Below are 20,573 nucleotides of genomic sequence, written 5' to 3'. Positions count from 1 at the left end.
GTTAAGCCGTTCAGCGACGACTCTTAGCTTCTCAAGAACTGGATCTTTTAGAATGGCCATCAAGACTCCTTTGTAAGGCTGTTTGCTGGTGGTTTAGGCTTGATCCTTTCTGGATTACCAAGACGCTCATTGACTGCCGCTGGAATGATCCCGCTATGACCGGGAGCTGCCAGAATCTTGGGTTTAAGCCCCGTCGCGCTTTCAGCAGTGAGAAGGGCATCGATGGCAGTCATGACATCGCTGTTGCTATCAGAGGCCGCCCTTACGACAACGACTGATGCACCGCCCTGCTCATAGATTTGAAGAAGGCTCCCGTAAAGGGTCCCCTTATCCGTCTCCCCCTCCTTTCCAGGGGGCAGCACGTCAGCTAGAGCCTTGGCTCTTGAGCGAAAGGCCTTCGGGACGTTTGCCTCAAGGCTAGCTGCAGCATGAGGGGCTGTTCCAACCAACCCGATCACGCTTTGAGAGCCAGTGGTAATAGTTCTGATCTCACCAGAGGATTCCTCGATGACGATCCCGTTAACGTATTCGCTCACGAAAAGACCCTTTCATAGTCGCCGTGGAAGATCCGGCTGAGCCTTCCCCGAGCTGGAGCTGAAATCGATAGGGCTGCAAGGATCTTTTTAACGTCGAGCTCACTGGGCCTTAGGCCAGGGTCTAGTTCGTACTCCCAATTGGAAAGACGAATGAACTTGGCATCCGAAAGCCCAACCCATTCGAGGGCCTTTTCGATTGAAGCTACAGTCCCACGAATTTTAAGAAAGTCTGGAGCCTCAGAGACTATCTTTTTAAAGTCTGAGGCATATGCTGTAATAGCTTCTAGGCCATACTCTTTTAGAATCGCCCCTGCAAAGGCAGGGCTTGGATTAAGGCGAACATCAAGCACCCGCTCAGGAGATAGGGATGGAGCCTGATCTGAAATATAGGACGCAATCACTGCTTCACCTCCGGCGTTAATGTAACGCTTGAAAGACTCACATACTGATAGTCTTCAGGATCAATGTCTTGGGTGGGCGAGCTTAGCCGGACTGAGTAGACCCCTTGCCCCTGGAGCTTAGCCGTAATCCAGCTCATGGCTGGTCCCCAGCCAAGTCTTGCCCTTTCTTTAAGGGCCTTTTCAAAGGCTGACTTGATCTTTGAGACCACACTAATCGAGGTAAACGGCTCAAGGATAAGGGTTGCCGAGACTTTAAGGTCGAGGGGGCTTGCTAGCTTTACCTCCACCTCATCGAGGGCGGGTTTCACGTCTTTTCGGTTTAGGTAATCGCTTACCGCCGTGACGGCCTTAGCCTTTAGCTCCTCGCTATCGCTATCTAGCTGGAGATAGACCGCGACTTTACCGTTTTCACTTCTGGCCTTGGTGTCTAGGACTTTAACGTCATCAAGCTGACCTGCGGCAAAGGCTAGCCCCTCATACATGGCAAGGCTTCCCGCTGAGGAGGCTGAGGCAATATCTGCAGCGATGCGAAGGCGAAACTTCTCGTCACTCTCGCCATCCCGCCGCTTACCCTGTAAAATAAAGTCGAGCTCTTCCGAAAACCCTAGAAGTTGCTGGAGGGCTGCGTAATTTACCCGCTCTCTAGTGACAATTTCTGTAAGTGTTACTTCTGCCATCGCGTGGTAGATCGGATCTACCACCGTTGGCCTTTCAAAGTCAGGCACCTCCCTTCGATAGGCTCTTGTCAGCCGATCAAGCTTTTCACCTAGGATCTGCTCGTAGTTTAGATCTTCGTAGATTTTTGGTTCTGTCATCAAATTCCTTCTATGGTAAAGGGTTGGTTTTGATAGTTTCCACTAAGGGTAGATGTTGTGAGGCCCTCTTCAGTGACCTCGCTTAGGGTTTCAAGCTTTAGACCCGGAAGGGCTTTTGATAGGGAGTCTGTCACAGCACTTGTCAAATCAAGGAGCGCTTCTTCTGTGATCACTTCTCCCAGAAAGGCTAGAAGCGGTTCCAAACCAGCGATGCATGGGCATCGATTTTCTGGGGGTGCGAATGACTCGCCTTATGGATTGGCGAAGATATGGTGCCCCCCGGATGAGTTTGCCGGTCCTTTCCTCTGTACCGATCATGTGATCTTGCCGCCTGTAAGTGGTCCTCCATTAGGTGGGCACACCCCTGTGACAAGGGCGTTTTTTGTGATGTGCTGAAGGATTTTGGTGATGGCAATCTCCCAACCTTCCGTCTCATTTTGCGCACTCTTAATGGCTCCAGCAATTTCACTCGCTAGGGCTTTTTCTGTTCCAGCTAGGGGCAATCGTTACTCCAAAAATGAATCTAGGATGGATTTGATCTCTGGCAACTTTGTCTTATCTTCTAAGGCTTCTCGTGGACCCATCATGGTTGGGGTCTTTGATTCGGCTATGATGGCTAAGGCGTCAGAGATGGCCTTAATCAGCTCACCTTTCTTGCCGGTGATCGAGACTTTCTCAGCGTCGATCACAATCTCCTTGGTCTTGATGCTCCAGCGACTTTCGTCTTCATCAAAGATTAATTTGGTCCCATCGACGAATTCGCTAACATGCTGAGCTGGTTTATCAGATGGCGGTGTGAACGCATCTGAATACAGGCCACGGAGCACAAAACATAGACTTAAGTCTCCTCCTGGGGCCAGCAATAGGCAGCTTTCCCCGATAGCTGGAGGGGACCAGTCTCTTCGATTGCCAGAATGGGCTGTGAAATAAGGCCGCCAGTCTGTTAGGATATTGCCAGATTTAACCTTTGCGAGAGCCTTTCTGAGATCAACCATCTCGATGGTTCCGGGGCGGATTGCATTGGCAGTTCGCCTCTTTATCTCAATCAATTCTCGTTCGATTTGCATAGATCTTTTCAGGTGTTTGTCCGTCAGTTTCCTGGTCTAGGGACCAGTAGTGAATCATAAAGGTAATTTCTGAGGCTGCGATCACATACTCGCCGTGGGATTCAATCACAAACTCTTCGCCAATGAACTTAAGGTCTGATATTGCTGCCCTAAGCTCGTCTGAACGCCAAAGAGCTCTGGCTACGTCTTCCGATAGCTGCTCGATCTCAGTCTCAGCATCTGCTTTGGGAAGGATGATAAGCTCAATCTTTAGTTCAAGCTCTCGCTCTAGGTGGTTTCCAGAATCGAGGGTCACCTCATCGCGCTCTGATGTGATCAGAGCAGCTGGAAGGTCGTGGATATGAATGCCGCTGGTGCGGCCCGAGAATGCGTTTAAAGATAGATCCTTTAGAACCTTCCGAGCGATACTCCTGATCTTTGATCTTTCACGCACTTTAAACGCACCTCTAGCAATCCGATCCCTGTACTCAAAGATCGATCAACGTAAAATCTTCTACCGTCTTCTGACGAAAGAGCATCCCCAGTGTGGAGCGATACTTCAGCTGAGCAGTGGAGCACGGAGTTTTCACTCACTAGATCAGAATTTATGGCGTCATCTGAATCATCATATTCAAACAAATAGCCTCTGATCACTGCTCCACGAGCTGTCTTAAGCACTATGTTCGGCTCAAAAAACTCGTCACTGGGCAACGGCTAGGACTTTCTCTTAGTGTTTGGCTTTTCAGCCCTTGGGTCTGTCTTCGCTTCCTTAGGGGAAGATGGAGCCGGAGGCTTAGGAGCAGGTGATGGCTCTTTGGGTGTTTTTTGTAGTGCTGCCATGTCTTTTGCTCCTAAAGCCCCCTCTACCTCTTTGACGAAACCTTTTTCGATCAGGGCTTTGGCAGAATCTTGATCAAGATCTACCAGGGTTCCTGGCCGTATCGTCTTTCCCTTGTGAAGAAGGGTATAATCTGAAGATTTAACGATCATTCCATCCCCCTAAAGGACTTGCATAAATGCCGCAGCATTCACATCATGAGGGATGAGTATGGGTGCCGAGTGGATCTCAACAAACTGAGTCTCGGTTCGGTCCTCATAGTAGGGCCTTAGAAAGTAGCTAAGTGGCTTATACTTAGCCTTCCGGCTGATGATCCGCCCGAAGTGCTTCTTCCCTCCGATGCTCGGTGCTGTTAGAATCACCTCACCATCTTTTAGAATTTCCTTTTTGGTGCCATTTTCTCGGTAGTAGCCCGAGTGGATCAGAAAGTTAAAGTGCCCAATCCGGCCAATGGGCTCGATATCGGTGTACTTTTGATAGGGGGTGAGATTCATATTGAGATCCACACCACGCCTTTTGTCATAGAGGTCAAGGATCTCCTTATTCTGAAGAAGGTAGTCAGCCGTCGATTGATTCAGATGAACCGTGGTCGCAATGGCCCCAAACCTCGAATGCTGCTTGATAAGCCGTTTCATTCGAGACAGCTGCCCCAAGATCTTGAAGCTTGGATCAGACCACTTATCCGCGTCAGCGCTTGCGACTTCCTTAAGGCTGGCATCCCGGCCAAAGTTCAGCACCGTTTCTGTGATGCCTTCCCCGCTGATAGTGGCCTTGCCATCTTTTAGGGCCTCAAGGGCCATGATTTCGATTCTGTTTTGGTAGCGGGCTTTAAGCCTTGCCACATTTCGGGCTAGGTGAATCCTTTCCCGCTGCATGGGGGTATAGGATCCTGAGTAGTCCTCTTCAGGAAGGACTCTAAGGGATTTAAGGGGATCATGGACGGCAGCCTCTTTGATATAGGCTGGGGCGAAGGCCTTGACCTCGGTTCCCTGATCGAGAAGGACCTTACCCTCGGCTAGAGGGTGGGCAAAGGCTGAGATGCCCTCTTCGTACTCGTCGTCTCCAAAATGGATTTGCTCGGTATCGTGATACATAGTCTGCGAGAAGAAGGTCTCGGCAAAGAATTTGGGCTGAACCTCCATCTGCCTTGCAAGAAGGTTGAGCTTCTTATAGTCTTTCCATAACTCAATTGTTGCCACTTAGTGGGTTCCCTCCTCTAGAAAGATACTGAATTTTCTAAGCTCATCCCTAACGGTTTCAGCAGTATGCCCTTTGCCATAAGTAAGGCCCCCTTGATAAATGATCCTGTTAGGAAGGCAATAGCCTTCTGATCCTTTACCGAGGCGTCGATGTCATCTGCTAGGATACAGTTTGGAGTCTCAGTGCCATCACCAATTTCGCTATCATCCTCAGCTAGCTTTGCGCATAGAACATGCTTATTGTCACCATCTCTGCCAAGAATGGAGCCTGCCTCAAGCTTTTGACCAGCCTTGATGATGACCTCTTGCCTCATCTGGACGGGAAAGGAGCGACCAATCCACTGCTTGGGTGTCCAATCGGCAATCTTTTTATAGTGAGGGTTAAATCCTGTCATCGTTTAACCACCCCGCATTCTTTACGGTTTCAAGCTCCGCCGACCAATCATCTTCCTCCGCTGGGCAGTGAGCTGAAAGACCAGCAAGCTCTTTCTCATTTTGTTCTAGCCTTGCCAGGGAGGAGTTTGTGCTTGCTCTTGAGTTTTTAAGAATATCAAGGGCGGCATCTTTAGCAGAAACGCCTCCTACAATGTAGGCCTTAAGATCAACCCCGCGACCAGCGCAGATCTCCTGCAGCTCAAGGATTCGCGCTCTTTCAGCGCTTGCCCCTTCGGTCATAAACTCCTCGACTAGGCTGCTATAGTCTGACCTTAGGAGCTCGCCTGTAATCTTTATCTCAGGGCCACCGCCACCGGGCGTTGGATCTTCGGTGGTGGGTGCACTTTCCGGTTTCTGAACTTTTGTCATTACATCCTCAAATGTAGATATTTCATCGATCATGGATCGTTTTAGAGCTTTTCTTCCGACAAAGACTAAGCCTTGGCCGAATTCCGAGAGCACCTTTTCATCAGTGATCGAGCGGTTTCTCGCTACAGAACTAATAAATACGGCGGCCAAATCATCGATTACCACTTGTTTTTCGCTAGCTCCTGCTTCTGTCGAAGGGTCAGCGTTCTTATAGGGTGACTGGGAGCTTACAAACTTAATCTCGCCTTCGTTTTTGTCCGCATTCATCACAGCTTGGACGCCAATGCTACCAATAATGGCAGTATCTGAGGCATAGACTTTCTCGCAGGCACTCGCAATCCAATAGCCGGCTGAGGTACCATAGCCCCCGATAAAGGCAGCAATGGGCTTGCGGCTTCTGGCCCTATAGATATGTTCTGAAAGCTCATGGCAGCCGCTAACTTCGCCGCCAGGACTATCGATATTGAAAACGATAGACGAATGCTATCATCTTCCACAAAGCCATGAAGATCTCTTAGAACCAGCTCATAGCTTGTGGCGCCGCAGACCTCTGTAAGAAGATTGGCCTTTTTAAACAGGGGGCCAGAAATGGGAATGATTCCAATTCCATCTCTTACCGTTGCTCGATATGTGTACTTTGGTTTTTCGCCTAGATGTTTTTCTAGGGCTTTAAAATCGCCTTCTCCGTTTGCTGAAGCTATAAGAGATGATAGTCCTTCCTTTCTCATAGCCCAGTAAGAAGACTCAATCGCTTTTCTTATGATCAAAGCTTCTCCTCTCAACGCTTCCAACGATAGACTATGAATGGAGTTTGCTTCAATAGTTAAAACGTCAGATCTGAAATTTGTGGTTCAAAGTTGAGCCACTAATTTTAGTTTGAGTGATTTTTTTATTGATTTTTCAAAACTTGATCATGGGGTTTTCTATGATCAACTCAAGTCTTCTCGATACAGACCTAAGATAGCGAGCCAGTGATTTATATTCAAGCTCAAGGAAGGGGTGAGGAGAAATTACTGTTGACCCAGGCTCTATAGGTTTTGGCGTATTCCCGATCAATACTACAATCTAAGTCTTGAGGGTAGACCTCTTGCGACCGGAAGTAGCAGTCGTAAACGGGCAGAGAACCCTTAGGGGCAAACCATAGTCCTAGCAAAAGTTTACTCAATACTCTAGCCTACGAGCTAAGAGAGACCTTTGCAAAGGCCAATTAGTTTACAAGCTAAACTCGATAGAATAGACGATACTCCGTCTTTCATTGTATGTTAGGTTTGGCTTTATACCTCTAATATACTCTGGGACCTCAATATTTGCGTCGCCAATATTTTTTACCGAAATCGTGTGTAGCACCTTCTTATGAACATAGCCAATATTTACATCTCCGACATGCTGTGTATCGATTTCATGACTGCCACCGATTCTAGATCCGTTCTCATCTAATTTAGGGTTTCCTTCGACTGCTCCAATCATTGAATAGAGCAGGGATGTTGATAGATTTCCAAACTTTTTCGATAGCCCTGCGGATAGTGTTTGCTTGGGAACAAATCGAAAGTTGTAACGATCGTCAACCTTATCTCCATCGTCGCCTTCTATGTAAGAGTAGTTTAGATTGAACGTGCCTATTTTTTGATTTAGGTATCGATACTCCAGTTCAATTCCCGATGATGAAAACTCATCCCCATTTGTGAACTCCTCCGAAAGATCTGTAATAGATCCTGGCGACCTTCTTGTTCTAGCAATTTTATCTTTATAGACCCCCTGATAGAAGAGCAATTGTACGAAGTGGAATTCAGCAAAGGATTGTAGGTAGGCTAACTCGATGGAGTTGCTAGTTTCTGGCTTAACTTCCTCATTACCATAGATTTCGTTTGTCGATTGAGGGTCTTCGAAAAATAGCTCGAACAGACTCGGAGATCGGTAGGATTGACCATACATCAGCTTGAAACTGGATAGCTCAGAGAGAAAGACAACCAGAGTGCTTCTAAAAGAAGTGTTAGAATCAAATTTTTCATTTTCAGTAGATCTAACACCCAACAGAACCGAAAAAGGGAGTTTTTCTTCCATCTGATTTCCGTAGAACCCTACTTGCCCATAAATTGAAGTTTCCTTTACCTGTCTACCCACCATATTATTTGCCTGAATTTGGGTTCCATCCCTAGGATCGACGATTTCATACTGGACGCTTTGGCGATTTTCACTCCCGTATCCGAGCTCGAAGGTGATATATTTTTTCAGATTCCAGTCTATCTTTAGCCCTGTTGATAGTCTCTCCCCATGAATTCTTGCTTTTTGGTTTGGACCTCTTGCAGTCGGATACTCACGAATATTTACATCATGAGAGACTGGAAGACTTACGACCAAATTTTCGAGTAGAGTAGCAGCAGGAGTCAAACCAACAATATATCCTTTTTGCTCTGCAGCTAACCCAGTACCTTTGTTATTAATTGGCGGTGTCCCAAGGTAACTTGTTCCATTGCTATAGGCGTTGTAAAGTATGTCGGCTTTGAATAACTCGTGCTGACTCTCAAGTTGCAATGTAAAGTTGTTCGAATCTTCAAATTCATCTATATATGCAGTGTTTACGTCAGTTTCCCCTTGATACGCACCTTCATCTTGAAAAATACCATCTTTAAGGTCTTCTGTTACATCTGAAGACTCATCGTAAGGTGTTCGAGAAGATTTTCGTCCTGAACCTGAAACGTAGTACGAAAGCATACTAGTCTTCCCGGTTAGATGGCCTCCCATAGAAATACCATTTCGCTCTGGTTCTATGTCGGTATGAAAGCTATTTGAGCCTGACTCGCTTTTCAGAACGAAGTTGATCGCTCCTACATATGCATTGCTTCCATATAGGACAGATGCTGGCCCCTTAAGAACCTCGATTCTGCTTAGGTCTTTCGGGTGAATTCGCTCTAAAATACCACCTCCAGTTACAGAGTTCCAACTCGGAACTCCATTAATGAGAATTAGTATCTTATTGTTGAAGTGATCCTGAAGTAACCCTCTAATAGTTGGCAAATTTCTAGAAAGGAAAGTGCGCGTAACGTCAACTCCCGATAAGAATCGTAGAGCTTCCTTTGCCGACGTGAAGTTATATTCTCGTATCGTTGATTCATCAACGACAGAAACGATACTTGGAGTACTAAAGATATTCAATGGTGTCGATGAAGATACTTCAATTTTTAAGTTAAGAATATCAGCTAACGACATATCGCTTTCAGACGCAGAACTAACTGACGAAAGAAAAAACAACACAAGGATAATTCGATTTTTCACTTGCCCCTCTCCAACTAATTCATGATGGATAAATGTTCGTACATTCCGATGGATTTAAGCTTTCGTCACCTTCACCAGTAGTTGGATTGACAATATCTCCAGATGAACCGTCAACTCCAGTATCTATCGTTCCGCCTCTCAAACCTTCTTCAACTTCAATAACACTAGCTTTTATATCTTCACTTAGACTTTCAAGTGCAGCGTGATAGGGTGCAAGCGCAACACCAGACCCTAAACCTTCGTCCTGGAATCCATATGTAACAGCCTCACCTGTAAAGTTGCCTTCGACAAATGTCTTGACAGTATTCACGACACCCACAGCTACGTCCTTCGTCGCACTAGTCAATAGAAGCTCCGCGCCCGTTACAGCTCCACTGTTAAAAGTCGTATAGAATTCATCTTGATCAACTCCAATAACATAACTTCCAAGAGAAGCTGCTTTTTTGATTCCTGATGAGCCCGTTAAGCCTCCAGCACCGAAGAGCACGTATGCACCTTCAGCAATGATTTCTTGGGCTGCAGTCTCTCCAGCTGATATGTTCGCAAAATCGAAAACATATTGGCAGCTATATTTGCAGTCAGCGCACACAGACTTCACGCCTTTATAGAATCCATTACCAAACTTTTTTACCGGGGGGATAGCAACGCCACCCAAAAAGCCCACTCTATCTTGGTTATTTTCTATTACAAATTTCCCTGCTAGAACCCCAGCAATGTAACCGACTTCTTGTTCCTTGAACAATATCCCTTGAAGGTTTTCAATTGCCGACCCATCATCATTCGTTGGATAGGAATCTATGACTGCAAACTTCGTATCAGGATGGCTAAGTGCCGCTTCTTTGGTATCGTCTCCCATTGCGAATCCGACGGTAATAATTAGTTCATATCCGAGGTCTGCAAATATATTTATGTTTTCAAGGTAGTTTGCAACTTCCTCTCCATTTTCATCAACCTCAAGCTCTGCCTCTTTATAGTCGATCTGTAAGTTGAACTCACTTCTAGCCCGTTCTAATCCTTCAAAGGCATACTGATTGAAGGTCTGGTCATCAACAGAACCAACGTCAGTAACAAGAGCTACTTTAGTTCTTACCTCCTCGGACGGTAGCTCGGTGCAACCGATTAAAAAGATCGCAATCCCAATGGAATACATAACGTACTTATCCATTAATTCTCCGACAGTCCCGATATAATCTTTTGATTTTCAGATTGTAGCATTTTGACTCTCTATGCTTAAAGTAAAAAATACACTGATTTGATTTATGTTAAAAAAATGCGTCTCAACATAGCGCGAGATTTCTAGCAGAAGCTAACCACACGTAGATCCAAAGTTTGATGTAGCTAATTTCATGCTAGAGAACTCTTCGCCCCGTAAATCGGCAACTAGCTCAAGCCTTTTAAGGCTTTCATAGTCCTTCCCCTTACTCTCAACAATATCCCGCCGCGTGGTGGTTCCATTAGAAAGCTCAACCTCATCAGCCTTAGCATCTTTAAGACGATCAATACTCGGCATCTCCTGTCCAATCCATGTAGCTTTTAGGTAGAGCGCACGCTTGAATGGATCTTCAAAACCAGGAGCTTCAAGCATTCCCCTAAGAATCGCCTCATGGATGACCCATTCGTAGATGGGTTGGCAGAACTTGATTTCAAGCCACTTCCTACGAACTTTGAAGAAACGCCAGGCCTGGAGAAGTGCAGCAGGGGCAGCAGAATATGACGACGAGAAGTGTTGAATCAAAACCTCATAAGGAAGACCGATCGAGGGACCGACTTGCTTTAGAACTGAGTTAAAGAAGGCATCAAACTGCGGCGAAGGCCTCCCTAGGGTTGGTGACTCAACTTTTTCACCGGGCAAAAGATTGAGCATGGTCATGGGTCCCATGACCGTTTTCGATCGCTCGGGAGAGTCTTTAGGGCGATTGGCAAGATAGGCATTCGATCTGCCGCTGAGGGGGCTTGTGCCCTCGCTCGTAATGAAGGTCATTGGAAAGGCATTGATGACGGCAGCGGCTATTTCAGCCTCAGCATACCTAGAGAGTTGCTTGAATTTTTGGATGGTCGGGGCAAGTAGTGGCTCACCCCGACTTTGATCCGGAAGCCGTTTGTGAAATAGGTGCAGGACTTGGAGCTCTTGCTCATTATTGTACCTTGCTACCCTCCTTGACTCACTGGTCCAACCCGTATCCAGCAGCTTTTTCCTATTTCTGATGTGGTAGGCAATCGGCTCCCCAGTAGGGTCGAACTCTACGCCCTCTCTGATATCCTTTGAAAGCGAACCGGCCGCTGGGTCAGCAACCCTCCCCCCTTCGACAACCTGGACACAGGTCCCAAGAATTGAGTGGCTCCTAGCTTTAAATCTTCGAACTGCAAAGGAATCGCCATCGGTAAGCTGAGATCTTGAGGCATGATCTTGAAGTTCAGGGAATGTCGAGACTCCAGCAAAGTCGATCGCGGTGCTTTCTGCCAGCACTCGGAAGATTGCCTCAGCCTTATTTTCAAAGGCCCGAGCCTCCTTTTCAGAAATCTCTAGAAGCTCGTGATTAAGCTTTGACTGAGGCCAAAGCCCCTCACCCACAACGTTGCCAGTGATATTTTCCACCGCCCCCCGAGCCACCGACTCGTTGCGATCTAGGTCGCGGCACTGGTCCCTAAGGCCCTGAAGTGAAGGAAGAAGAGCTTCATCCGCGTCGCTGGAGCTCGGGCGCCATTCTTCTACGATTCGGTTAAAGGGGTCCACAGTCCTATAAGGGGCGTCCATGGTCTGAGGATCAGAATTCCTGAATCTGTTTCGTGATAGCTCATTTTGGAACTCCTAGCACGATGGAGCCACCATCCTCTCGCTCGATCATTCGAATGAGAAAGGCCTCCCTCCGATAAAGGGAGTCAAGATTGGCAGACTTTTTTCTTCTGCGATTGCCGTTCACTTCTAGGTCTTGCTCGCTGGCCTGCTCGGCCTTAGCAATGGCCTCCTGCAGTGAACCAAGTTGCTCACGATACGTTTTCAATTGGGACTCCATCTAGTTCTTTGCAAAGTCTATCTATGTCGATATTGAGGAAGCCAAAAGCAGCATCAGCATAGCGAGCGCTATCGTGGGCGTGGTCAGCAACCTTGTCGGTGGTTTCATAGACCTGCTGCCACTTGCCATCTCGTTTAGCCCATTTGGACTTAGGAGCGGTCAGCTGCTTATAGAATGTTGAGGGAAGCCCCTTGTGGAAATGCATCACCTGGGGACCACTATAATCAATGACTTTATCGTCCTCTGCTAGGACCTCTTTCATCTTTTGCGCTCTAGCAATTGATTTTCGAATACCCGAGAAAAGCCGGCCATGAGTTGCTGGCTTTCCCACAGGGAAAAGACGGACTGTGCCTTCCTTGACAAGCGAGAAGTTGCCAATGATCGGAGCTGCCTGGTTTGAAGTTCCTTTGATAGCCAAGATGTACTCTTCAAACTTATCACGGCAAAAGTTGTAGACCGCTTCGGTGTTATGGCCTCCAGTATCCACGCAGGCTGCGGCGACTCTTAGCTTGATGCCCGTGTGATGGGTGTAGACCTGCGTCAATACCTCATAGACCTGTTCCCAAACATGATCCTGGTTGGGATCGCCATCGATGACCACGTAGTCGAGAAACCAGTTCTCATGCCCTCGGCCCCAGCCACGCACCACAATATCAACGTGAGAGGGGTGGGTATCAACGCCTGCTGTAATGAGCCCGATTCCTTTTGGAAGTGGATCGTGCTCGCCAAATGCATAGTCCTCGGCAAGGGTTTCCAGGTCTTCTGGATCAAAGGATTTGATATTCTCATCGGCCCAGGTTTCCCCCAAAACGTTATTGATGAAGACTTTTAGCTCCTGCGGGTTTGTCTTGCCCTTTTTGAACTGCTTAAGAGCTGTCTCCCAAGAGTACATGCCAAGTGGCGCATAAAGAGCCGGAAGGTGAAAACCTCTAATCCCTGATTCCTTGGGCTCTGCCGTTGGCAGCCACTGGGAGCTTTTAAGAATCTCTGTCTTATCTTCCTCGTGATGTTTGTATTGGCATTTAATGCAAAGGTAGACAGGTCTAGGGCCTGAGAAGTCGATGCGTTTCCACTCGATGAACTGGGACTCACCGCAGTTAAAGCAGGGAAAGAAAAGGCGGCGCTTATCAGATAGCTCGAATTCTTCCTCAATTCGGCACATCCCCTTGATCTTAGGTGTCGAGATGTAGAAGAGTTTCTTTCTGCCATCATAGGCCGAAGTCCGGCCAAGGGCTATCCACACGGGTCCCCTTCCCCCTGACAGTCGTCGTCGTAGGCCGAGACTTCATCGAAGACGATATACTGGACAGAATCAGAACGAAGTGATGATGCCGATCGCGACGTACCGAGGTTTAAGAAACCTCCTGGAAACACCTTCGTAATCTGCGTGCTTTTTTCCCGCCTTGTGTAGTCCGTATAGGCCTCCAGGTCCTTGATCTTCCCCTGCAAGGAGCGGCAATTGGAAACGATCGGCTCAATTCTTTGCTTGGAGAATCTTGTCCTAAGCTCGTCGTTGGGCTGAACAATGAGCATTTGGGTTGGGGCAACATCCATCACCCAAAGCATCCACGCAAGTGCCGCAAGGGTTCCTCCTGTTTGCCAGCCTTTCATCAGGACAACTTTCTCAATGCCGTTATCTGGCATGAGAGCTTCTAGAAGCTCAAGCAGATATGGGGTCAGGGTAAAGTCCACTAGGCCAGGAAAAGGGTTCTTACCTGATACCAGATAAAGGTTCTTTGCAGCGTGGTCTGCAATGGATATTTCCAGGTTTGGTTTCACCCCAGACCAGAAATGAGATTGAATCGAGGCCAAGCGAAGATAGAGGTCTTCGATGGAGACCACTTCATAGTCGATAGCTGGTTCCATTTACACCCGGCCTTTGATGTTTGCTTCAGCGAGCTCTCGAAGCTCAGACGTCAAAAGCTTGGTGAGAAAGACTCTTATGTCGGAGGTCAGGGTATCGACAGAGTCGAGTGAAGCTTCACTAAGGTCGCTTGTATCAAAAGTCCTCTTAGTAAAATCTAGAATCATTTTTTTGATCTCACCACTGGCTTTTTGGGGAGCATAGAGAACGTTATCCCTAGTGGTGCGTGCCATCTGGAAGGCCTCACGAATGAACTTATCAGCCGACATGAGTTGACCTGTAGTTTTTAGGTACTCAACTTTTCGGGTCATTGCTGTGAAATGCCTGTCTATGGCTGTGGATTCCGCTACAGGTAGGATAGTTTCATCGGCCTGCTTCTTAGCTGTTAGCTCTGGTGCGTTGTGATCACCTCTATCTTTTCTTAGATCAGCATTGCCGTACCATTCAAGGATTCCGTCGACTATATCGATGAAGACCTTGCCGTCCTTTTCAACGATAGCTTTCTTAAAACGTATTCCTTTTTTCGAGTTCTTTACGATTGTGTTTCTTGATACCCCGATAAGCCGTGCAAAATGGGCTTGAGTAACTAGTCTTTCCAATAGATCCTCTCAAATTTGTAACCCCAAAAGGCCCAAGGGTTACAACCATAGATGCTATGAAAACGACGATTATCCTTATGCATAAAGGAAAATGCGCGATTTCTAGAAATCGGTTTTGTAACCTTGTAACCCCAAAAAAATTTTCAATGTTGAGAGAGAGAGAGTTGAGTTGGCCATCCACCCAAAAGGCAGGCATCATAGAAGGACCCAATAGCATTTATAGTATAGGGTATATTGGAAGTCAAGCGTTCTGCGAAGAAAAGTGAGCGAACACTATTCTAAATCTCTAAACCTAATACGAGAGACATTAATCCAAACGACTGGTGTAAAATTGCCCGAGAAATCCCGACTGGCAAGGAGTATGACGAGAGCATGAAAAAAGTCGAAAACCTAACAAACTAAGGAGTCAGATCAGCCAGCGTCTCTTTATTGAGATCTGCTGCTAAGATAGTCGGCAATGAAGTAAATCCACATTCCAACTACTGCAAATCCTAGCCATCTAATTTGGCTCTTAGGACCTTGGCCCATCAAAGAATGCCAGGATCTGAGATTTCCTGTCCTAAGATACTCCCTTAATTTCACTATAAATAAGACCGTGAAAACTAATGGTACAATAAACACTAGCAAACCTGCCTCCTTAGTGATTGTGATTTATCACTCCCATCATTTTGACTTTTCCAAAAAAGCCCATACTCTGGGACAAACCTAACCCGATCACCGAAGCCGAATTGTGAGTTAATCCCGCTCCTCCAGTATAGCCTTGAAAAGCGGCCATATAACTGCTTTTTTGCTCCAACGCGGCTTCCACGCTAAGTGTGGTACCAGCAGCCCCTAGCAACATACCTGCCTTGGCACCAAAACCTGTGGCTGTGAGAGCAAGTCCAATTCCACCCAATGCATCCCCAATATTACCTTTGATGTTAGAAAGGCTTGCACTATTTATTGTTTCCATACCTTTATCGGAGACCCAACCTGCGCCGACCTTGTTATAATTACCAAACATTCCTAGAAAGTCTCCTCGCCGCTCGTACATATGGACAAAGCTATTGTTCTCAAAATATTCATCGGGTGACAATCTAACCATATTTCCAGTGAGCGCGTCTCTCTGCGAAATGTTTCCACTTTCATCCAGCTGCATTCTAAAGAAACCATTGATTCGCTCGCCTTCGTGCATATAGGAAACTGTGAAGTCGGTTTTACCGAATGTATCTAGGTTATTTGGATCCATATGAGTCTTCTGATTTTCAATTTTTGCTTCTGACAAAAGACCACTAGTATCCACATACTTCAGCGGATTATTCTTAGCATAACTATACAAATTACACTCAATAGGACTCTCAATACAAAATTCTGGCTTTTCGAAGAATAGTGGATCAGCAGTCGTGAATCTCCCCCACAAGGGCAAGTAATCTCTAACTCCCATGCGAACCATGCCTAGATCCCTGTCATACCCTTTCAAGGCATAGTCCAAGAAGGGACTCATATCAGAACGAACATCTCGACTTCCATAGGGTGTAGGCCTATGAATGGAATTCAAATCTGAAGATAGTAGACTTCCTCTAGCGTCCGTTAGTAGTGGTTTGATTTCTCCATTTAAGACCATACCTACTATATTTCCGTCCACAACAATTGCTTCAAAACTTTGCTTGTTGTGAATAAGAAGACCGTCAGCATCAATTGTATCGATTCGATTTCCTGATTTTTTAAGAATGCGGTGTCCATTTTCATCATAGGAGAATGACAAATTCTTACTTGGTCCGTTGGCTGTAGTGAGCTGCCCCTGCGGCCCGTAGACAAATGTTAGACCCTTGTTGGATTTAATCCTGTTCAGGCTATCAAAGACGTGGCCCTTCAGAACAAACGGGCTGTCAAATGTCGTTCGAAAAGCAGCGTTCTGAAGATCTACTAGAAAAGCATCATCAGAATATCGATCAAAAAAAGAGCCTTCAGCTGAAGAATGAGACTCTAGAAAGCCATCTTCCGTATAGGTGTAGGAGACGATATTTTCCGAGTTGTTGGGTTTGTATGCTTCATAGTCAACGAAACCACGATCGTTGTAGTTAAGACTGTATTCTAAAGACTTTCTTTGCTGTGTTTCAGTCTTTTTTCCTAAGATTCCTCTGGTCAAGCCATCTCTGAGAAACGAAAGTGTTGTTCCATCTGAAAAGGAGAGAGTTTGAATGTTTCCATAATTATTTCGACCTATGGTCACACTAGAGCCTTGGGTTGATGAGATTCTTTTTAATAGACCATCTTCATTGAACTCATTGCTTAAAGAGTATTCTATCTTAGTATTATTGTCCAAGCCAGAGATAGATACGGATTGAGTTTTTATGTCTCCGTCAGAGAAATAGTTTAGGGATTTTTCGATGCGAACGGTTTGATCTATCACATAGTCAGTCTGAGTAAGCTTACCATCCAGACGGTAGGTGAAGTCTTTGCTGAACTGTGGTCCAGTAATGTGGCTCACAAAGCCCATTTGTCCAGTTTTGATAGTGCCATTACTATGCAGGCCATCGTACCCATACTCAAGATCAACTTTTGACTGATTTTTCTCATAAGATATCGCCTTAAGACGCCCGATGGAGTCGTAGATCATCGACTCACTCCTATCGAGCACTCCCAATTTATCGAAGAATTCCTTTTTCGTGATCTGGTTCTTTTTGTCATCATAGGTGTAGGCGATCGCTCCCACATCTTCCCGGTCGATTCTAGAGATTCTTCCATAGGAGTCGTACTCTACTTTATGACTAAGGCCACTGGGCATCATGACATGTCTTAAGCGGTTTAAAACGTCATATTTATAGTGGTAGACCCTGCCAGACGAAAGTTCAATTTGTGCAACTGAACCACTACCGGTTTTGGAGGTTTTCCGCGTATAACCGCTTTGTGTTGAGCTAAATTGCAGTAGGTCTAGTTGGGGGTTAATCGCAAGTTTCGTCTCAATTTTACCCTCAATGCCTTCCTGGTAGTGGATGATTTGATGACCAGAGTGAGCGAGAGCATCATTCGCTGAAGCGCCAATAAGCTGAGCATTTTCGAAAAGCTCGGCGCTGGTCAACTCTGTCGGAGATTTTGACTGCGGATCTCCAACATAGGACTCGATGATTTGATCATTATTTCGATACTTGTTGAGATTCTTAATGAGTGTAGAGTGATTGAGTTGATCCGTTTCAGCGAGGATCTTATCTAGGCCTGTCACTATCACACCCTTTACAGATACGATATCTTTAGTCTTGGTATTGGTCGTGGTGATAACCCCTGGCGCCTGCTCAGAGGCGAACTTATAAGAAAAACTACTCACTTCATTGAGGCCATTAACAAGGCTATGACTATAGGTTCCTAATCGTTCATAATCGTCAGGTGTAAAGAGTTCATCATAAGTTTTTGCAGCTCCCCGATTGTGAGAAACCTTCCTGATAAAGTCACTATCAAACCTTTCTGCAAGCTGGGCGTAGCCACTTGCATCGGTAATTGACTTCACCGTGAGAGCATGTCCCTCGTAATTAACCTTCAGCCAGTTTCCATTTGGTTCTGACAGCCTCTCAACCCTTTGCATTGAGTCGTAAGAAATGTTTTGTTGGAGAATCGACTTATCGCCATCTTTAGCAAAGATACCAGTAAGCAAAGCACTGTCGTTATATTCAAGCTTTACAAGATGTTTGAAGTTAAACTGAGGGTCTCTAGGATGCTCCCCTAAATAATCTTTTGTTTCAGCTAGACACAGAAAGTGCTGTGAAAAATTATCTAATGCCTTGTAGGTGTAGGTGACATCCAACGAGCCTTGCTCCAAAAGTGTCTTGGTCTGGGTGGGGCATAGGTTTTCATCCCTTGCAATGATACGCTCAGATGTTTCGACTTGATTACCTTCACCATCAATCCATCCTGATGTCTTACCAGAAAGGAGTTTCAGGCTTAATCCTTGATAGTCGCTATCGGAGTAGGAGCTGGTTTCAAACTTTGCGATAGGAGACTGAGGAACAACGCTTTTTGTTTCTAGCGGAAGGCCAGTGATTTGATCATTGTTGCTAAATGTTTTGGTCTTGGTAATTTTATTTGAGCTCAAGACGACCTGATTGAATCCAAGAAACATGGGTTTACGTGTATATGAAGTTGGTTTTTTGTAGTCATAAGAGAAGGCTTCTTCTTGATGACCAATACTTGAGTGTGTGATGCTGGCAACAACTGGAAATCTTCGGCCTATGCCTTCCTCTGGATCGCTCATCTTCCACTTAACATCGATGCGATTTCCTTTGCCGTCGCTTGTGCCGACCAAAAGGTTTGACGATGCTCGGCCTAGCTCCACATAATCTATAGTGCCGCGGCCATTGGGTTTGAATATTTGATCTATTCCATTTCCAAGAAGATCTGATATGAAAACATCCCCAGCAAACGCTGTGATGGGTAATTTAGCTGTGGGGTGCTGGGAAAAGTGGCTAGCTTTATTAAAGAAAACGAGCGCTTTGTCAGACTTTGTCAGGATGATATCCGCCAGGCCATCTTGATTGAGATCGTTGAAGGTAAAGTTGAAGCCTTTGGTAAAGAACTTTCTTTTTGAGGGTGTTAGTAGGCCAATAGTTTCTGACTGTGAAGCGAATTGAAGGCCGCCTTTTCCATACAATACTTCGACTGCGGAGGCGTTTACGCTGATGAGATCAACATTGCCGTCACCATTAATATCATTGACATAGATGAATCGCGAGTCACTAAGGGAAGCCGGAATAGGAACCTTTACTTCTTCAAAGGAATAGCGTCCATTTTCAGACGTATTGACATAGATTCTAACAATAGTTGACATGATTTTAACAAAATCTGGCTTTCCGTCCTTGTTCACATCGGTAAATCGTACAGAGTTTGATTCTGATAGGTTTTGAGACAGTTTCTTAACCGACTGAACAAACTCTCCGTTCGGGTTACAAACAATGACAATGTTTCCGAGCGAGGTGACTCGTCGATCGATAACGGAAAGGTTATCATTGGGGGTCATTCTAACGACTACCCTAGACTTATTGCGGGGTGAAGGCTTTCTTCGGCACCCAGAAAAGGCCTTTGGATGATGCTCTGTCTCTGACCCAGTGTAGGAACCATTTTCAAGGGTCCAAATGGAATTATCAGTTCCCATTTCTATTTCTGTTTGACCATCGTTATTAACATCGACAAAGGTCAACTTGCGATGAGATACATTTGCTTTTCCAAACTTATCAATAAGACTGTTTAAAACGTTTGTTTCTTTAACTGCTATGTTATCGAAATGACTTTGAGGGAGATCGTACCGGAAAGTTTTCTTAGGCTCAGAAACACCAGAAGGGAACTTCTTTTCTAGCGACTTAAGATAGAAGCCGACGCTCGTTTCATCTAAATCGGCCTCTAGGAGCCAGCTCCAACGAAGCTTCTCAACCTCATGATTGGTATTATAGAAGTGAACACTTGATACGCGGCGATCAAGAACCTGTCTGTAGCCGTATTTGAAGCTGGAAATCGTATTATCAAGTGCTGCGTAATCAAACTTGATCTTGTAAAGGGGGCTATGGCTTTCCCTTGCGCCATATTCAACCGTCTCTATATAAGGTGAAATTTCGCCGTCATGGGCATAGCTGACTTTTGTGATGAAACCGGTTTTACTTCTAGCTTCGACTAGAAACCACTCAGCGTATCCATACTCGCCTGTTTTGAACGCTCGATAATGGTGAGTTGCTCCATCTGAGAGATACGCTACTGCACTATCACCGGCGAGCTCAACTCTGGTTCGACTCATAAGTCCTTGAGGGTAGAAATAGCCATCACGGCCTTTCACAAGTACTCCATAAGGTGAATTAAACTGGTCAAGAGAGTTATCAAAGGTTAAGTCGGTATCCTTGTTAAACCTTTCTATTTTATAATTCGATGCCCATCCCATTCCCCAGTGCGTCAGACCATTTCTAGCTGAATAACTAGGGAAGGGATTGAACAATAGAGGTGCACGGTCTTCAGGGGTAGACATAAGTGAGATTGAAAGATCACCTTTGGATAAAACTGATCCAGTGCTTGCAACGCCGTCAGCATAGTCACCTGCAATGGATCCCCTAGAAGGGACTGGTAGATTAGGATTCTGGATCCTATCTTCAGAGATTACATCACGTCCCAGAAGGGTCTGGGAAAGAACTAGGTGTATCAAACTTACTGCAATCAGACTCTTGAACACATT

The 20,573-nt window shown here is 45.8% G+C and carries 19 protein-coding genes and 1 pseudogene; all 20 read right to left on the bottom strand.

Translation table 11 applies throughout. The features are described from left to right. Nucleotides 1–59: 59 nt before the first annotated feature. The 20 genes and pseudogenes from B9N89_RS29655 to B9N89_RS29570 all read right to left on the bottom strand — a co-directional run bounded on the left by B9N89_RS29655 (nt 60) and on the right by B9N89_RS29570 (nt 20,570). A complete protein-coding gene (locus tag B9N89_RS29655) occupies nt 60–536 on the bottom strand; it encodes a phage tail sheath protein (protein ID WP_132319593.1) in 477 nt (158 codons plus the stop codon). Continuing rightward, complete coding sequence (locus B9N89_RS29650; protein WP_132319591.1) at nt 533–937, bottom strand: hypothetical protein; 405 nt, start codon at nt 935–937, stop codon at nt 533–535. Before B9N89_RS29650 ends, B9N89_RS29655 begins: the two co-directional genes overlap by 4 nt. Beyond that, the gene (locus tag B9N89_RS29645; protein ID WP_132319589.1) at nt 934–1,752 is read right to left on the bottom strand and encodes a baseplate J/gp47 family protein; all 819 of its coding nucleotides are present in this window, start codon (nt 1,750–1,752) and stop codon (nt 934–936) included. The genes B9N89_RS29650 and B9N89_RS29645 overlap by 4 nt, the downstream gene beginning before the upstream one ends. Beyond that, on the bottom strand, nt 1,752–1,955 hold the full coding sequence (locus B9N89_RS31625; protein WP_132319587.1) for a hypothetical protein: 204 nt from the start codon (nt 1,953–1,955) through the stop codon (nt 1,752–1,754). The genes B9N89_RS29645 and B9N89_RS31625 overlap by 1 nt, the downstream gene beginning before the upstream one ends. Nucleotides 1,956–2,066: 111 nt before the next feature. Then, entirely contained in the window at nt 2,067–2,255 is a 189-nt protein-coding gene (locus tag B9N89_RS29640) for a hypothetical protein (protein ID WP_132319585.1), read from the bottom strand. Nucleotides 2,256–2,258: 3 nt separating this feature from the next. Beyond that, nucleotides 2,259–2,819, bottom strand: coding sequence for a phage baseplate assembly protein V (locus tag B9N89_RS29635; protein WP_132319583.1), 561 nt, complete (start codon nt 2,817–2,819; stop codon nt 2,259–2,261). Further along, nucleotides 2,794–3,252, bottom strand: a complete 459-nt coding sequence (locus tag B9N89_RS29630; RefSeq protein ID WP_132319581.1) for a hypothetical protein — start codon at nt 3,250–3,252, stop codon at nt 2,794–2,796. The genes B9N89_RS29635 and B9N89_RS29630 overlap by 26 nt, the downstream gene beginning before the upstream one ends. A gap of 260 nt (nt 3,253–3,512) precedes the next feature. Beyond that, on the bottom strand, nt 3,513–3,788 hold the full coding sequence (locus B9N89_RS29625) for a hypothetical protein (protein WP_132319579.1): 276 nt from the start codon (nt 3,786–3,788) through the stop codon (nt 3,513–3,515). Between the two features lie 9 nt (nt 3,789–3,797). Beyond that, a complete protein-coding gene (locus tag B9N89_RS29620; RefSeq protein ID WP_132319577.1) occupies nt 3,798–4,835 on the bottom strand; it encodes a major capsid protein in 1,038 nt (345 codons plus the stop codon). A 17-nt stretch (nt 4,836–4,852) separates the two neighbouring features. Further along, nucleotides 4,853–5,230, bottom strand: a complete 378-nt coding sequence (locus tag B9N89_RS29615; RefSeq protein ID WP_132319575.1) for a head decoration protein — start codon at nt 5,228–5,230, stop codon at nt 4,853–4,855. Further along, complete coding sequence (locus B9N89_RS29610) at nt 5,217–5,978, bottom strand: S49 family peptidase (protein WP_234996200.1); 762 nt, start codon at nt 5,976–5,978, stop codon at nt 5,217–5,219. Before B9N89_RS29610 ends, B9N89_RS29615 begins: the two co-directional genes overlap by 14 nt. Continuing rightward, nucleotides 5,906–6,406, bottom strand: coding sequence for a Clp protease/crotonase-like domain-containing protein (locus B9N89_RS32025; protein WP_234996198.1), 501 nt, complete (start codon nt 6,404–6,406; stop codon nt 5,906–5,908). The genes B9N89_RS29610 and B9N89_RS32025 overlap by 73 nt, the downstream gene beginning before the upstream one ends. A 445-nt stretch (nt 6,407–6,851) precedes the next feature. Beyond that, entirely contained in the window at nt 6,852–8,912 is a 2,061-nt protein-coding gene (locus B9N89_RS29605; protein WP_132319571.1) for a TonB-dependent receptor plug domain-containing protein, read from the bottom strand. Between the two features lie 19 nt (nt 8,913–8,931). After that, entirely contained in the window at nt 8,932–10,077 is a 1,146-nt protein-coding gene (locus tag B9N89_RS29600) for a BMP family ABC transporter substrate-binding protein (protein ID WP_132319569.1), read from the bottom strand. A gap of 141 nt (nt 10,078–10,218) precedes the next feature. Beyond that, nucleotides 10,219–11,667 (bottom strand): phage portal protein, encoded by a 1,449-nt coding sequence (locus B9N89_RS29595; RefSeq protein ID WP_132319567.1) that lies wholly within the window; start codon nt 11,665–11,667, stop codon nt 10,219–10,221. 40 nt (nt 11,668–11,707) lie between these two features. Then, complete coding sequence (locus tag B9N89_RS29590) at nt 11,708–11,914, bottom strand: hypothetical protein (protein ID WP_132319565.1); 207 nt, start codon at nt 11,912–11,914, stop codon at nt 11,708–11,710. Beyond that, nucleotides 11,898–12,860 carry a terminase gpA endonuclease subunit gene (locus tag B9N89_RS32340; RefSeq protein ID WP_327356418.1) on the bottom strand — a complete coding sequence of 321 codons (963 nt, stop codon included), beginning with the start codon at nt 12,858–12,860 and terminating at the stop codon, nt 11,898–11,900. The genes B9N89_RS29590 and B9N89_RS32340 overlap by 17 nt, the downstream gene beginning before the upstream one ends. A gap of 90 nt (nt 12,861–12,950) precedes the next feature. Continuing rightward, nucleotides 12,951–13,570: pseudogene (locus tag B9N89_RS32335) on the bottom strand (phage terminase large subunit family protein); the annotation flags it as partial. Between the two features lie 222 nt (nt 13,571–13,792). After that, on the bottom strand, nt 13,793–14,389 hold the full coding sequence (locus B9N89_RS29575; protein ID WP_132319559.1) for a hypothetical protein: 597 nt from the start codon (nt 14,387–14,389) through the stop codon (nt 13,793–13,795). Nucleotides 14,390–15,026: 637 nt separating this feature from the next. After that, nucleotides 15,027–20,570 carry an RHS repeat-associated core domain-containing protein gene (locus B9N89_RS29570; protein WP_132319557.1) on the bottom strand — a complete coding sequence of 1,848 codons (5,544 nt, stop codon included), beginning with the start codon at nt 20,568–20,570 and terminating at the stop codon, nt 15,027–15,029. Nucleotides 20,571–20,573: the final 3 nt, after the last annotated feature.

The sequence above is a fragment of the Pseudobacteriovorax antillogorgiicola genome, from assembly GCF_900177345.1.
GTDB lineage: Bacteria > Bdellovibrionota_B > Oligoflexia > Oligoflexales > Oligoflexaceae > Pseudobacteriovorax > Pseudobacteriovorax antillogorgiicola.
This window is presented reverse-complemented; position numbering and strand designations above follow the sequence as displayed.